The following is a 14,148-nucleotide window of genomic DNA, read 5'->3' as shown; positions in this document are numbered from 1 at the left end:
AACGCGCAAACACATCATCAGTCGGCGTATTCTTATCCTAGCGGGCTCAGCTTGCAGATGCCTCTAAAACCATAACTGAAAATCGCAAAGGACGCTGGCAATCATTATCCAAGGACACTTCCAAGGAGTAAGAACCACCAACGACCGGAGCTGTTTTTGCCAGCGTCAGCATACCTGCTTCAGGGCGAGATGACTGGCTATCTGCATCAGCTCCAATAAGTTGAATACTGCCACCCATAGGCATGGTTACATTGATAATCAAAACCGCACCTGTATAGTTCACATCCAAGTGAACCACACCCTGGGGAGTCACCCAATCACGGCTAGCTGTAGGATCTGTAGCCGACACAGTTAATGCCAGTGCGGACATAATTTCTATCGAGGCCAACATGGTCAAAGCGATTTGCTGCTCAGCAGTGGCTTGTTCATAGCCACCAGCCATGTTTTCAACCTCTTTCAAGGTGGCTTCTTTCAGGGTAGGGTCTCGATAAGCCGGCGTCAGCACAATATTGGCAATTGGCTCCAGGGCTTCCAAAGAATCTGGAAACATGGACTCGACAATTTTGATGAGCTTAATGCCTTCTTTTTGAGTAGACTGAGCCATATTCTGACAGCGGTCTAATAGCTGTTGCAAAACAGCCTCAGGCAACTTGCTCGATATGCTAAACCGCAGTGGGTTTTCAAGCCACAGTCGGCTAATAGATTGAGCATAGGCAGGCATGGGTATCTCAGTCGGATACTCACGCACTTCTGCTTCCCAAGGAAACAGTGGGGGCCGATTGGCAAATTCCGTTTGGAATCGGTGTTTTAAAAGTGTGTGGAAACGATCTTGCACAGTGGTTTTATCTCCGAAGTTAAACGACTGACCCGTTTCAAATAAAAAGTCAAATGATACAGCGTCAGATCCGACTTCAGATGCACAAACTGCTGATGGGTTGGATCCTGTCGATGGGGTAGGCTCACCCCCTGACATAGGGGACGCCGAGCGGTCAAAAGTTAAAAACTCTAGCAATAAGCGCTTCAAATTTTCTGACTCACTATTCATGGCTAAATACCCCTGATCCGGATGATAAAACCGAGAGTGTAAAAAATTTAGCTCGGTTGTCTACACAAAAAAAGTCGATCGTCAACTAACGGAGTCAACTAACTGATAGATTACGTAATTCCCAGGCTTGTTCAAGCAGTTTAGACCAATGTTTCCTAATTTGAGTCAAGCTCAAACCCAACGCTTGCGATATATCCGCATCAGAAAGCCCTTGCTGTTTGAGCTGTAGTAATTTTGTCTGGCTCTGGTCCATTTTTTCTTGTAGGTGATCCCACTGTTGAGGTGTTAATCCCAAATTTTTTTCTAACTCAATACCGAGCCATTCATGGACCAATTCCCAATGATGCGTCAGCGCAAACCGCAGCAAATGATACTTGAAGCGCTGCTGCAGGTAATCGCGCTCACGGGATGTGAGGCCTAGCAAATCTTCAATTTCACTGGCAGGCAGATCCATAAGCCGCAAACTAAAGTAGTCGGCACAATCCTCTTGCTTTTTATCTTTCAGGTAAACCATCAACTCGTCGACAACTCGCTCCCGCAGATTATCCTCTGGTTGGGTGTCAGACTGCAGCAAAATTTCTTCCCGTAGGCGCTGAACGGGTGCATTCTTCCAGCTTTGGTCATTGTCATTGGCAGCTTCAGTGGCCTGCTCAATATCGACCGCTGTTTCTGGGGGCTGCTGCTTGGAAAAGGTTTGGGCTCGCAAAATAATGAGCTGTTGACTCCGTCCTCGCCTCAAAGGGATACGGCGCTTACCGTAGCGCTCAGTAAAGGCCATATATTCAGCTAGCTCCAGAGCCGTGCGGGGCTGAAAGTTTGCCTCCATCTGATTTTCCCGACGAAAAGCATTGATTGCCTCGCTGTAGAAATTTTGTAGAAAATCTTCAATTAGGGAAAGTCGCGCCTGATAGCTAGTTTGAGCGTAGGGAACTGATATATAGCGATAGATAATGGCACTGAGAGTACTATGCAGCTCGATGCGCCCCCGTTCAGAGCTAAGTTTGTAATAGCGAATGCACTGGTCAACTCGATGATTAGCGAGGTTAAATGCCCAACTTTTTACATCTCCAGAATTTTGAATACGTTGGCTTTCTGTACAAATACGAAGCGATTCACTACAGATGCGCTCGGCGACAGCCTGGCAACTTTTTTCGGAGGTTCTGGTCGCTTGCTTGAGCAACTTCAAAACTTCTGTATTAAGTGCTTCTACGAGCGTTGTAGACGTTTCCTCAAGCATTAGCAGCGTGGTCATTAGAGCTAGAGCGTCCCAGGCATTCCCTCACCTGAGCATAGACAGTATTCCGCACGTTCTAACAAAAGTCAGTAATTTTCACGAAACTATCAAAAAAGTCAGATGGATATCGAAAAACAAATTCAAACTTTGATTGATGAAGCTCCGGATCAGACAACTGGTCAGGCAATTTCGTTGGTAGCACCCCTGTTAAAGGAAATCGCGGGTCAACTGCCAAGACAACTATATTACGTCGTCCAGTCTTTAGGACAGGGCTGGGTCATGACTACACTGCGTGGTCGGCAAGATCCCAAAACAACGAAAACGGTCGTCTATGCATACCCATCCCTAGAAGCGGCAGCAGCCAGCGCAGCTGATAATCCTCAGATGATGGCACTGCCTCATCCCAGCACCCACCTACTGTTTCAGCTGTTATCGCTAAAGCAGCTAGACAGCATTATTTTTATGCAGGTAAAGGGAAAAGGTCAGGGCATTGAGGTGCCGCGAACCATGCTGGAGCAGGTGATGCGGGCACAATTGCAGCAACTGAAGGAAAAAGGGGAACCGCCAGCGGATATTGCGTAAGAGCAAGCTATAAATAAAAAAGTCCACAAGTAAATATGGACGAGACGTTCCATGGAACGTTTGTACATCCAAAATTTGGGCGTTAATTGATTTTATTTTCTTAGGGAATTTTTAGTTTTTAGTTGAGTTTCTTCCTGCAAAGTCCTTCTCCCTGGTGGGAGGGATTTAGGGTGAGGGCTACTCACAAGCCTCCCGCGTCACCTTATGACGATAGTCAAACATGTCCTGCAAACGCTGTAGGACAAACCAGCCAATCAGGGGTTCACTGGCCCACTCTACCGGCAAGGTGAAGACAATATCGTCGGTTAACCGCGTTTGCTCACCTTCGGATTCAAACCGATGGCGATGGGTCCAGGCATCCAGTGGGCCGCTTTCTTGGATATCTGTAAATAACCGATTGGGTTCATATTCATCGGTGTGGCGGGCGATCCAGGTGATAGGAACAGGCCCTAGCCACAGACGAAACTCGCTGATGGCTCCAGGGCCAAGGCCACCTTCACGGCGAACGGCTTCGACAGGTTGCCAGGGTGGTGTCAGAAGGGTAAGGATGTCAGGCCGTTCGTGAAAACGCCAAACGGTCGCAGTTGAGGCCGCAATCAGGCTGGTGTATTGAAAGGTAGTCATAACATTAGGAGGCGTCCTTTTGGGGTACCTAAACTCAGCTATATATGAAGATGAGAAGGAAATTATCTATGTCTTGAGGTGTTAAGACTTCTAAACTTTATGGGTAGTGCGATCGCAATCTTCCTGGGCATCACACATATTATCTGTGGTCTTTGGCCCAAAATCCCACAGCCAAAACCATCACTCACATAAGCCCTCTTTTGAAGAATTGACGCTTCAGAGTGCACACCTTGTCACCCCAATAATAGTTCATTTGAACTATTATTGGATATAGGCGCGATAATTATTGCGCTATTGTCAGGTCAGCACTGAAATCGTATTCCCATATTTCGCAGGAGCTAGCCTTTAGGCAAGCCATAGGCAACGTGTGGGTAATCTAAGACGTCATTAGAGCAGGTGCATTACTGACATTTCCAATTCAAGAAGTTTTGCGGTCTTCTCACGTTTTCAACTATGACTGATTCACCCACGTTCAATGGAACTCAGCATACGGTACCCGGTTGGAACCTGACCGAACGGTTAGCAGGTTATGGCGGATATGAAGGGAAACACACCACTCGTTTTGCCAATAGAACAGTCCAAGAATTTCAGCACGATCAGTCCTTGGCAAATCCCCAAAATACAGCCTATGCTTTGCGTTGTGACTATGACGACGACGAATCACTAGTTGAGGTGTTGCAGCAACTCGTAAACAGACCTGAAGCTACTGATATTGAGGCCTTGGTCCTAGGCCTTTGGCAAGGGGATGGGGACGTATGCACGGAGGAATCATCAACAGCTAAGTTGGTCAGTACATTAGCGGAAATCAATGATCGTTTACCAAATCTGAAAGCTCTGTTTATTGGCGATATTACCTATGAGGAATGTGAAATTTCCTGGCTACAGCAAAGTGATATGTCTCCTCTTTTGCTGGCCTATCCTCAGTTAGAAATTTTGCAGGTGCGGGGTGGCACAGGACTGACGTTTACAACACCAGCTAAGCACGACTATCTGAAGGCCTTAATCCTTGAAACGGGTGGCCTCAGTCGCGATACAGTTTATCAAATTTATAATTGGAAGCTGCCTGCCCTGGAGCATTTGGAATTTTGGTTTGGCAGTGACAACTATGGTGGTGATTGCTGGGAACAAGATCTAGAACCTGTTTTGGATAATCTGTGTTTTTCCAATCTGGCTTACCTGGGACTGCGCAATAGCAAATTTACCAATGAACTTATAGAACGATTGGTAAAGTCTGCCCTGCTGCCAAGGTTACGGGTGTTAGATCTGTCTCTGGGGACGCTCTCAGATGCGGGAGCCACTGAGTTGTTGGCGAGCCCTGCTATTCGTGATTTAGAAATCTTAAATGTGTCGGAAAGTTATCTCTCGGATGCGCTAATCGAGCAGTTGACGACGTTAGGGATGCAGATCATTGCTGATGGACAGCGGCAAGAAGAGGAAGACGAAGACCCTGAATTTCGTCGATATTGTGTGGTGTCTGAATAGGAATTCCACTGGCTGTAGAGACGTTGTATGCAACGTCTCTACAGCTAAAAATGGAACCTAATTTATTTGATTCCTCCATAGATGACTAATAGTCAACTTGATATGATCAATTTTGTTCTCATCGCTAATCCTCAAAGCCGTAGAGTGGATCTCTTTCAACAGGCGCTTAGGGGGTGTGGTCTATCTATGGCTCAATTAGTCTCCTATGAGGAGCTGCTTGCTGAAAAAAATTCTCTAACTGATTGGGATGGATCTAACGCTTGGTTTCGGTTTGAGGCTCCGGAACGAAACTTTGTTGTTGATCGCGGTTTTGTTGCCACTGGCGCTGTAGTAGATGATTCGGGCGATCATCAGCGGATCAGCGCTACAGCTGCCTATCAATTGCCTGAAGATAAAGGCAGAATTCTCTACCCGCGCCAATGGTATTTGGGTTGGCGACATTGTCTTCAATCTTGGATGCAATCGTTGCAAGGGCAGGTGATGAATCATCCAGATAACATTGTCAGCATGTTTGATAAGATTCGGTGTCAGCGGATCTTAGAAAATGCCGATATTCCAATTCCATGCTCGTTGGTGCGCAAAGAGCCGATCCAGAACTATGATCAGCTTAAGGAACGGATGGCACAGCAGGGCTGTCGGCGTGTTTTTATTAAACTTGCCCATGGTTCATCGGCATCAGGTGTTGTTGCCTATGACTATCGTGGTGAGAACGAACGGGCGATCACAACTGTGGAGCGTACCATGGAGCAAGGTAAACTGCGATTTTATAATTCTCGCAAGGTTTATCAATATCGCAATCCCCAACACATTGCCGAGATTATTAACTTCCTTGCTAAAGAGACTATTCAAGTTGAAGCGTGGATGCCTAAGGCCAGGATAGATGGCAGAGAGTTTGACCTGCGGGTGGTGGTGATTGGGGGAGAGGCTAAACATGTGGTGGTGCGTGTGGGGAAAAGCCCCATGACCAATTTGCATTTGGGTAGCGATCGCAAATCCATCACCGATCTCCCCTCAGCCCTTACCGCTGATAACTGGGCCACCATGATGCACACCTGCGAACAGGCCGCTGCCTGCTTTCCCAAAAGCCTTTACTGTGGCATTGACCTACTCATTGCCCCCAATTTCAAGGACCATTATGTCTTAGAAGTCAATGCCTTTGGTGATTTACTCAGGGGCATCACCTGGCAAGGTGAAGACACCTACACCACAGAAATAAAAACCTTACTCCAGCAGCACCAAGGGTTACCCTATGTCCACGCATCATCTACCCACCAGACTGAACGTTAATCAGCTGGTCGGCACCCATGACATTCTGCTACTCACTTTCGATACCCTCCGCTACGATGTGGCCCAACGGTTATTTGAACAAGGCCGCTTACCCAACTTAGCCCAATTAATTCCCCAAGGCTGGGAGGCTCGGCACTCTCCCGGTAGCTTTACCTATGCCGCTCATCAAGCATTCTTTGCCGGATTTCTACCCACTCCCATCACACCGGGAAAGCACCCCCGCCCCTTTGCCTTAAATTTTGCAGGCAGTACCACCATCACCCCAGAAACTTGTGTACTAGATGCCCCTAGTCTGCCGGAAGGGTTAGCGGCCAAAGGTTATCGCACCATTTGTATCGGTGGGGTAGGCTTTTTTAATCAACTAAATCCCCTTAGCTGTGTACTCCCCAATCTGTTTCAGGAACGGTATTGGTCACCGGAATTAGGAGTGACAAATCCGCAGTCTACGGAATGTCAGGTGAAGTTGGCTTGCGATCGCATTCAAGTCATTTCCAAACAACAACGTATTTTCCTGTTCATTAACCTATCAGCCCTGCATCAGCCCAACTATTTCTACTTACCCGGAGCCCAAGCAGACTCCATAGAAAGCCACGGTGCTGCATTAGAGTATGTTGATCAGGCCCTGGTTTCCCTCTGGCAAGGTCTGAGATGTCGCGCCCCCACCTATGCCATTCTCTGTTCAGACCATGGCACCACCTATGGTGAAGATGGTTACACTGGTCACCGTTGTGCCCATCCAGTTGTGTGGACAGTTCCCTATGCAGACGTAGTCATAAAGTAGTCATAAAACCGTATCGTTAGTTTTCAATCCTTTCTTGGATTTCTCCTATGACAGTCCCTGTTCCCTTATTAACTCAATCACCCTATCAACATTATGTTTATTCTTATCCTCACAAGACCAGTTATCGACCTTTACCAGTAAAACCTGTTCACGATGTATGGTCTAAAGAAGACCAGAACTCACTGTTTTTGTATATTCACATTCCCTTTTGTGAGATGCGATGTGGCTTTTGTAATCTCTTCACCACGGTGACCCAGGATAATGATTTTATCAACAATTATATCAAGGCCGTTCAACGACAGGCCCATCGTGTTCAGGAGAGTCTTGATAATCCAACATTTGCCCGGTTTGCCCTCGGCGGTGGCACCCCCACCCAACTCCCCACTAAAGCCCTGGCACAGATTTTAGAGATTGCAGCAACCACGATGGGAGCACCCCTGCAAACAATTCCCGTATCTGTTGAAGTCTCTCCTGACACCGCCACCCCAGAAAAATTATATCTGTTGTTTGATTATGGCACCGATCGCATTAGCATCGGTGTGCAAAGCTTTATCGATAGCGAAGTGCTAGCCACCCAACGTCGTCAAACCGCTGAAGTCGTTAAAGATGTGCTGTGTCGTATTCGCGAAATTGAGTTTCCCACCTTGAATATCGACTTGATCTATGGATTGCCTGGACAAACCATAGACAGCTGGCTGCAGTCTATCCACACTGCGCTACAGTTTCAACCAGAAGAGTTATATCTGTATCCGTTGTATGTGCGACCCTTAACGGGATTAGGAATGACTAATCAGGCCTGGGATGATCATCGATTAGACTGTTATCGCGCTGGGCGAGATTTATTATTAGACCAGGGCTACGAACAGGTCTCAATGCGGATGTTTCGGAAAATTGATGTGAATTCACGTTCCGGTCCCGTTTACTGCTGTCAGGTCGATGGCATGATAGGCCTGGGCTGCGGAGCCCGATCCTACACTCAAGCACTTCATTATTCCTATGACTATGCTGTCAATGCCAAAGAAATCAAACATATCCTAGCTCGCTACATTGACAGCACTGATCAAGATTTTGACATCGTTAACTATGGCTTTGAGTTAAATCGAGAAGAACAACAGCGGCGATTTATTTTACTGTCTTTACTGTCTCAAGAGGGGTTAGATATGGGGGGGTATTGCGATCGCTTTCACACGGACGCATTAACCGATTTTCCAAAGCTACAGCATTTCCTAACTCTGAAGCTTCTGCAACAACACCATCACCACCTACACCTTACTGAACTAGGTCTAGAACGCTCAGATGCCATTGGCCCCAGCCTATTTTCAGACAATATCAACACCCTAATGAACACCTATAAAATCAAATAATAACCATTCAATCAATCAAACATGGATCTCAGCATTCTTTATCGAGGCCCTCTAATCAGCTGTAATTACGGCTGTCATTACTGTCCCTTTGCCAAACGCCAACAAACGACTACCGAACTCGATGTGGACCGTCAGGCCTTAAAACGATTTGTCCAATGGATTACAGAACACACTGAACACAACTTTGGCATCCTCTTTACCCCATGGGGCGAAGCATTAATTCATAAATGGTATCAAGAGAATCTCAGTCATCTATCCCACCTACCCAATGTACAAAAAGTCGCCATCCAAACCAATTTATCTTGCCATCTTGACTGGATAAGTCAGGCAGAGCCAAACACTCTAGCCCTCTGGGCCACCTTTCATCCAGAATGGTCCAATGAAAAACACTTTCTACAAAAGTGTCAAACTCTTATTAACCAAAACATCCAATTTAGTGTTGGTGTCGTGGGTTTTCCAAAATTCATCCCCGCCATTCGATCTCTTCGCAAAGCGTTGCCTACCAACGTCTATCTATGGATCAACGCCGTCAAAGCTGAGCTACCTCAACTTACCCCAGAAGACCGCGTCTTTTTCCAAACCATTGATCCACTTTACGAATTAAACACCCACTATTATCCCAGTCTTGGTAAAGCATGCCGCACCGGGGAATCGGCCTTCTCTGTGGATGGAGAAGGAACTATGCGCCGATGCCATTTTATTAAAGCCCCCATCGGCAATATTTATCATCCCAACTTTGAAGAGGCTCTACGGGAACGCGTCTGTACCAATGACACATGCCACTGTCATATTGGTTACGTACACATGAACGATTTAGGTCTGGATCATGTGTTTGGCAATCGTATCCTGGAAAGGATTCCCCAACGATTTAAATAGCCGTAAAACCTTTGCTAGCTAAAAACTTTCTTCATTCAGATAGAGTTTAGATTTTTCAGTGTTTTTTGGAAAACTCGTGTATTCAATCTCATACTGTATCTAGGTTTCCAGATGCTGACTGACCGTTTTTGGGATTAATATGTTCAACATTCACCCTATGTGAGTTCAGTCCATGTTTCTCTAAATATCTCCATATCTCCTAAAACAAGAAATACCTCTGGGCCATGGGCAGCTCTTCAGCTGGCTCACAAGTGAGCAATTGCCCGTCAGCTCGCACTTCATAGGTCTCAGGATCCACTTCCATCTTGGGCTGATAGTCATTTAGCTTCATGTCGGCCTTACTGAGATTACGACAGCCGCTCACTGCCACAGCCGTTGTCTGTAACCCAATTTGGCCAGCAATATCTGCCTCAGCAGCGACCTTAGAAATAAATGTTAGGGATGTGCTACCAATAGCACCGCCAAAGCTACCAAACATAGGTCGCATATGGATAGGCTGCGGTGTGGGAATACTGGCATTGGGGTCACCCATCTGAGCCCAGGCAATAGCCCCACCCTTAATCACAATCTCGGGTTTCACCCCAAAGAATGCGGGCTTCCACAGACAAATATCTGCCAGCTTACCCGCTTCTAGAGAACCAACCTCATGGGCAATGCCATGGGTAATTGCAGGATTGATCGTGTACTTAGCCACGTAGCGCTTAGCACGATGGTTATCGTTACGGTCAGAATCTTCTGCCAGGGACCCCCGCTGCACTTTCATCTTGTGAGCCGTCTGCCAGGTACGAATGACCACTTCACCTACACGCCCCATGGCCTGGGAGTCCGACGCAATCATGCTAAAGGCACCGAGGTCATGCAGGATATCCTCAGCCGCAATGGTCTCTCGGCGAATACGAGACTCGGCAAAGGCCACATCCTCAGGAATACTGGGGCTCAGATGATGACACACCATCAGCATATCTAGGTGTTCATCCAGCGTATTGCGCGTATAGGGGCGCGTGGGGTTTGTGGATGACGGCAGCACATTGGCTTCGCCACACACTTTAATAATGTCTGGTGCATGTCCGCCCCCCGCCCCTTCAGTGTGATAGGTGTGAATCACGCGATTCTTAAAGGCAGCAATGGTGTTCTCTACAAACCCAGCTTCGTTGAGGGTGTCGGTGTGGATCGCCACCTGCACATCAAAGTCATCGGCCACAGCCAGGCAAGTGTCAATGGCACCTGGTGTTGTGCCCCAGTCTTCATGGAGCTTCAGACCCATCGCACCAGCTTGCACTTGTTCCACCAGACCTTGAGGCTGAGCACTATTGCCTTTACCTAGAAACCCCAGATTCATGGGAAATGCATCCGCCGCTTGCAACATGCGATACATGTTCCAAGCTCCAGGGGTACAGGTAGTGGCATTTGTTCCGGTCGCTGGTCCAGTACCACCACCGATCATCGTGGTCACACCGCTGGCAATGGCCGTCTCTATCTGCTGGGGGCAAATAAAGTGAATATGGGAGTCGATGCCCCCAGCGGTAACAATCATGCCCTCACCAGCCACCGCTTCGGTAGAGGGGCCAATAATAATGTCTACATTGTCCTGAATATAAGGGTTTCCTGCCTTTCCAATCTTGGCAATGCGACCGTCTTTAATCCCAATATCGGCTTTAACAATTCCCCACCAGTCCAAAATCAGCGCGTTGGTGATTACCATGTCCACCGCGCCATCAGCCCGCGTAATTGGCGATTGGCCCATGCCATCGCGGATTACTTTACCACCACCAAATTTGACCTCATCGCCATAGGTGGTAAAGTCCTGTTCTACCTCGATCACCAGTGCCGTATCTGCTAAACGAACCCGATCTCCTACGGTGGGGCCATAGGTTTCAGCATAGGCGCGGCGATCCATGCGGTAGCTCATCGGAGTCTCCTGGAGTTAAAGGAAAAAAACAAAGCCACTGGATAGCTTACGCTAGCTACGGAGCTCCGACGAGTATATGACGAACATTTTTAACCTTCTACCCCGCACATTCGTCCCGACTCGGCAACAGTAACACTTCCCCATCGTTGTTTTGCCACTGTAGCCAGCCTTCTTGCTCACTAGCACCCGCTAGGGGCTCACAGCCATTGGCGGGGCGAGTAACACGGACACGAATCCAGTTGTCTTTGACTTCCAAGGGTTCGATCAGGCTGCTAGGACTAACCAGGCTCAGGACGTTGCGACCTCGTTCGGGTTGAGATCGCAACACTTGAGCATCATTTCTATTTCTCAAAGCTACGATATCAGCTTCAGCCAATCGATCTGCCCAGGAATAAAACGAGAGTTCCATGCCGCGATCATCCAATTGTTCACGGTGAATCCACGCACTGCCACCATTGGTATATTGCAGTTGCAACCAGCCATCTTCACGGGCTTCTAGCACAGGAAATGCAAGCAGTAGCGGGTCTACACTAACCATCGTAAAGCTGGCATCACGACCAATGGCAAACGCCTGTTGCCCATTGGGAATCAGCCAACCTTGCCAAATCCAGCCCCAATGATCGCCACCGGGCTCGCTGTAAAGCGGCAGTTCCACCTCCGACAACCAATCCGCCTGCACACCGGCACGACGACGTGGGGATAGGTAGCCTACACCGAGAGGCAAGTCTGTCTCTGCAAGGTCTACAATCCCTTCTAAGTTAGGCGTAATGGCCGCTGGTAACCCTACAGCTTCATCAGATGTTTGCCCCAATACTGGCACATTACCCAAGAGCAATGCCCCTTGTAGGCAAGCAATTGCAGCAAAATGGTGTAGTCGTAACATAGTCAACGTCAGTTAATCTCAGAACACATTTAACAGGTGTGGTCGCCCGGTTGGACCAGATACCGCCAGAGACAGAACACATCGGCATTCACATCACATCCAAACTAATCGTTCCCTCTACGAAGCAATGACAGCTCTGGATGTGGACAAATTTGCAGCTCTATCCAGGAGACATTTTCCTGATTCAAGGAGTTAATCCCCATATCAGACATAATCAACGTTTTGTTGTGTTGTCACTGAACAAAGTGCTGATTTTTTAGCAGTCCTACACGCTACCTTCTATCCGTTGGTTAAATCCATAGACTCTACGCTCTCCTGCCAACGCAACCAATGTTACAGAGCGCTCATCCCCCGGTTCAAACCTGACTGCTGTCCCCGCCGGAATATCTAGACGCATTCCCTTGGTCTGATCTCGATCAAATTGCAACGCATTATTCACTTCATAGAAATGAAAATGCGAACCAACTTGAATGGGGCGATCCCCGCTGTTAGCCACAGTTAACGTGACAGTTGGGCGACCGGCATTAAGTTCAATGTCACCTGCTGCGGGCAACAGTTCCCCAGGAACAACGGTAGAACTACCAGACATTATCGTAATCCTCCAAGCTGACTAATTAAATCTTGCTGCATTTGATCAAGTTGCTTTTTCACCGTTTCTAGAGCAGCTTCCAGCTCTCGATCCAGGGCTCCAGGCTTTTTACTTAAGTCGGTTAATCCCATATAGTGGGCAACTTTCATGGCTAGTTCTATCGGTACCTTAAAGTCTGGCAATACGCCACTACCCTCCCAATTTCTACCCGTTATTGGGTTAAGCACCTGCCCCGTGGGCAAGAACATCCAAAAATGGTCATGTAACCGCTGACCAGCTCCTGGATTAGCTTTTCCAGCCGTTGTTTCGCCAATTAACGTAATCCGATCAAGCTGTTTCAGTGTATAAGCAAATTCCTCAGCTGCTGTCGCCGTTTCTGGCCCAGTCAAAACATAGACAGATCGGTCCAGGTAACGCGGACCCCCTACATAGGCCGATGTCCAACTTTGTTGAGTGCGTTGTTCCGAAGGCCAATGCACATCGCTCAGGTGAACGGCTGGATAAGCGGGTAAAAGGTAGCTACACAGCAGTGCTACCATTCCCGGCGAACCACCCCGGTTATAACGTAGGTCAATGATTAAGCCGTCTGTATTCGCCACAAAGGCCATAGCCGCCGCTAAGGTTTCCCCAGCAAATTCGGGTGGTTCAAACCCATAGAGCTGCAAAAATCCTAAATTGCCTGACAGTCGTTCCACCTGATTGATATCAAAGTTACGACGCTGGCTTTGTTGCTTCTGATAGGCCAGCTCTTCAGCCGTCGGTGGTGTATCAGCATTTAAGTCTGGCAGCGGTGCAGGGCTAAAATACACCTGAATACTCTGATCCTCAGTCAGGGTTTGCAGCTGATTGGTTAGGGTTTCTGCAAACTGATGTCCGCTAACAATGTCACTGTAGCCGCCATCGCTCAGCCGTTGTCGAATATCTGCCTGAGCTTTTGCCGCCGCTTCTGGAAACGCATAGCGGTCTAAGGCCTCAGCAATCGCCTCCAACACATGGGTACGACTTTCCTGATCCAGGTCTATATCCTGAAAACCGCCACCAGAACTTATAAAACCATCAGAACCATCGGACTCAACCATAAAAACGCCTAAACAATCGAATTTTGAATGTACAGACGTTGCATGCAACGTCTTCTACTGAATTGGATTATGTACGGTAACCAGCTTAGTACCATCTGGGAACGTCGCTTCCACCTGAACTTCGTGAATCATTTCCGCCACGCCATCCATGACATCATTAAGGTTCAGTAACGTTGTGCCGTAGGTCATCAAGTCAGCCACTGTCCGGCCATCGCGCGCGCCTTCTAAAATTGCGGCAGAAATATAGGCCACGGATTCTGGGTGGTTAAGCTTTAGCCCTCGCTCTTTACGACGCTCAGCCACCAAAGCAGCCGTAAAAATCAGCAGCTTATCTTTTTCTTGAGGAGTGAGTTGCATAGGATGCGACGGAGACTAACCACAACAGAGATATTAAACCAGGATCTGCTGCGGTC

General features: G+C 47.9%; 14 protein-coding genes. 6 read left to right on the top strand and 8 right to left on the bottom strand.

The features are described 5' to 3' along the window. Positions 1-46: 46 nt before the first annotated feature. The gene (locus U2F10_RS30515) at positions 47-1,045 is read right to left on the bottom strand and encodes a hypothetical protein (protein WP_163663956.1); all 999 of its coding nucleotides are present in this window, start codon (positions 1,043-1,045) and stop codon (positions 47-49) included. Positions 1,046-1,139: 94 nt separating this feature from the next. After that, entirely contained in the window at positions 1,140-2,297 is a 1,158-nt protein-coding gene (hetZ, locus tag U2F10_RS30510; protein ID WP_006517891.1) for a heterocyst differentiation protein HetZ, read from the bottom strand. 102 nt (positions 2,298-2,399) lie between these two features. Between hetZ and U2F10_RS30505 the strand changes: the two genes are divergently transcribed. Next, a complete protein-coding gene (locus tag U2F10_RS30505) occupies positions 2,400-2,861 on the top strand; it encodes a hypothetical protein (protein ID WP_006517892.1) in 462 nt (153 codons plus the stop codon). A 177-nt stretch (positions 2,862-3,038) separates the two neighbouring features. On the opposite strand, the gene U2F10_RS30500 is transcribed toward U2F10_RS30505, so the two are convergent. Continuing rightward, positions 3,039-3,485, bottom strand: coding sequence for an SRPBCC family protein (locus tag U2F10_RS30500; RefSeq protein ID WP_163703090.1), 447 nt, complete (start codon positions 3,483-3,485; stop codon positions 3,039-3,041). Between the two features lie 453 nt (positions 3,486-3,938). Between U2F10_RS30500 and U2F10_RS30495 the strand changes: the two genes are divergently transcribed. The 5 genes from U2F10_RS30495 to U2F10_RS30475 all read left to right on the top strand — a co-directional run bounded on the left by U2F10_RS30495 (position 3,939) and on the right by U2F10_RS30475 (position 9,275). Next, positions 3,939-4,967 carry an STM4015 family protein gene (locus U2F10_RS30495; protein WP_163703089.1) on the top strand — a complete coding sequence of 343 codons (1,029 nt, stop codon included), beginning with the start codon at positions 3,939-3,941 and terminating at the stop codon, positions 4,965-4,967. Positions 4,968-5,048: 81 nt separating this feature from the next. Beyond that, entirely contained in the window at positions 5,049-6,254 is a 1,206-nt protein-coding gene (locus U2F10_RS30490) for an STM4014 family protein (RefSeq protein ID WP_499874152.1), read from the top strand. Further along, complete coding sequence (locus U2F10_RS30485) at positions 6,217-7,035, top strand: STM4013/SEN3800 family hydrolase (protein WP_499874150.1); 819 nt, start codon at positions 6,217-6,219, stop codon at positions 7,033-7,035. Before U2F10_RS30490 ends, U2F10_RS30485 begins: the two co-directional genes overlap by 38 nt. 47 nt (positions 7,036-7,082) lie before the next feature. After that, positions 7,083-8,399 carry an STM4012 family radical SAM protein gene (locus U2F10_RS30480; RefSeq protein ID WP_499874149.1) on the top strand — a complete coding sequence of 439 codons (1,317 nt, stop codon included), beginning with the start codon at positions 7,083-7,085 and terminating at the stop codon, positions 8,397-8,399. A gap of 21 nt (positions 8,400-8,420) precedes the next feature. Continuing rightward, positions 8,421-9,275 carry an STM4011 family radical SAM protein gene (locus tag U2F10_RS30475; protein ID WP_499874148.1) on the top strand — a complete coding sequence of 285 codons (855 nt, stop codon included), beginning with the start codon at positions 8,421-8,423 and terminating at the stop codon, positions 9,273-9,275. A 199-nt stretch (positions 9,276-9,474) separates the two neighbouring features. On the opposite strand, the gene ureC is transcribed toward U2F10_RS30475, so the two are convergent. The 5 genes from ureC to ureA form a co-directional block, all read right to left on the bottom strand. After that, the gene (gene ureC, locus U2F10_RS30470; protein ID WP_499874147.1) at positions 9,475-11,184 is read right to left on the bottom strand and encodes an urease subunit alpha; all 1,710 of its coding nucleotides are present in this window, start codon (positions 11,182-11,184) and stop codon (positions 9,475-9,477) included. A 97-nt stretch (positions 11,185-11,281) separates the two neighbouring features. Then, positions 11,282-12,067, bottom strand: a complete 786-nt coding sequence (locus U2F10_RS30465) for an SH3 domain-containing protein (protein ID WP_163663940.1) — start codon at positions 12,065-12,067, stop codon at positions 11,282-11,284. A gap of 265 nt (positions 12,068-12,332) precedes the next feature. After that, positions 12,333-12,656 carry an urease subunit beta gene (locus U2F10_RS30460; RefSeq protein ID WP_163663939.1) on the bottom strand — a complete coding sequence of 108 codons (324 nt, stop codon included), beginning with the start codon at positions 12,654-12,656 and terminating at the stop codon, positions 12,333-12,335. Then, entirely contained in the window at positions 12,656-13,735 is a 1,080-nt protein-coding gene (locus U2F10_RS30455) for a S41 family peptidase (protein WP_499874146.1), read from the bottom strand. Before U2F10_RS30455 ends, U2F10_RS30460 begins: the two co-directional genes overlap by 1 nt. 54 nt (positions 13,736-13,789) lie before the next feature. Beyond that, the gene (ureA, locus tag U2F10_RS30450; RefSeq protein WP_163663928.1) at positions 13,790-14,092 is read right to left on the bottom strand and encodes an urease subunit gamma; all 303 of its coding nucleotides are present in this window, start codon (positions 14,090-14,092) and stop codon (positions 13,790-13,792) included. Between the last annotated feature and the right edge of the window lie 56 nt (positions 14,093-14,148).

The sequence above is a fragment of the Leptothoe sp. EHU-05/26/07-4 genome (genome assembly GCF_043421015.1).
Lineage (GTDB): Bacteria > Cyanobacteriota > Cyanobacteriia > Phormidesmidales > Phormidesmidaceae > Leptothoe > Leptothoe turfae.
The sequence above is the reverse complement of the archived record's forward strand: the minus strand, read 5'-3'. Positions and strand labels throughout refer to the sequence as shown.